At 56.4% G+C, this 1086-nt stretch carries 1 protein-coding gene; it reads right to left on the minus strand.

Features of this window, described 5'->3' with window-relative positions; translation table 11 throughout:
- Nucleotides 1–21: 21 nt before the first annotated feature.
- A complete protein-coding gene (locus AC0L3I_RS36860; RefSeq protein ID WP_473530223.1) occupies nucleotides 22–849 on the minus strand; it encodes a dipeptidase in 828 nt (275 codons plus the stop codon).
- Between the last annotated feature and the right edge of the window lie 237 nt (nucleotides 850–1086).

A 1086-nucleotide genomic window follows, 5' to 3' on the forward strand; every position in this document is an offset into this window, starting at 1 on the left:
ACTGAGCACCGGCAAGCCCGGTCACTTCCAAACGACCGAGGCTACCCGCATGAAGTTCTCGCCCATGATTAGTTTGATGTGAGCATCAGAATAGCCGTGGCGGACTAGCGTTTCGGTGAGCCCCCAAAATTGTTCAGGCTGGTAGGTATGAAATTTCTTCCAATCCTCAGCCGTGTAGCCAGGCCAGTATTCCGGAAATTTGCTGAACATGTCCGGACCCTCTTGCACTGGTACCACAACAATGTCTGAGCCAATGCCGACGTGATGGATGCCGACCAGGTTGACCGCGTAGTCTATATGACGGAAAACCGTCTCGAAGGTTGCATCTTCGCCATTGAGGAATGTGCTGATACCGTTGATGCCGATCACCCCGCCCGTCGCGGCGCAGGCTTTCATCTGGTCGTCGCGGATGTTGCGACCGTGGTCGTAAACAGCTTTCGGGTTCGAGTGTGAAAACACAACCGGCTTCGTCGACAACTCGAACACGTCCATCGAGGTGCGGTAGCCCGTATGGCTACAGTCGACCAGCATGCCAACCCGGTTCATCTCGACCACAGCTTCTCGGCCGAGCGCGGTCAACGGAATATCGACGTCGTGGCAGCCCCCGCCAAACGCGTTGTTGATATTGTAGGCGAAGTTCATGTGGCGCACGCCCATTCGGTAGTAAAGCGAGATCATTTCAATGTTCTCGTCCAAAGCGACCGCGCCTTCCAAATCGAAGGAGACTGCTAGCTTTCCGGTAGCCTTGGCTTGCATGATGTCTTGCACCGTGCCCGCCATCATGAACCGGTCGGAATGCATGTCTATCCAGCGCCTGAGATGGGCTGCGCAACGCACGGTATCTGCCAAGGCATCACGTCGTAGCCGATACAGAAGGCAATATGACTGACACCTCCCTGGCGCCAACGGTCGAGGAAGCTCAGGTCCAGGTCGGCGAAAGGTGTTAGCCCGGCGTGAGCGTCCCGAATGACGGCCTCGCTGTGCAGCCGAGAGGCCCGCCCGGCAATTTGATTCTCATGCGGATTAACCATCAGATTCTCCTCCAACCAGTCTTAAGGACCGCAGGTTCTTGGGTCCTACGCGCTT

This window comes from Mesorhizobium sp. WSM4840, assembly GCF_055811755.1.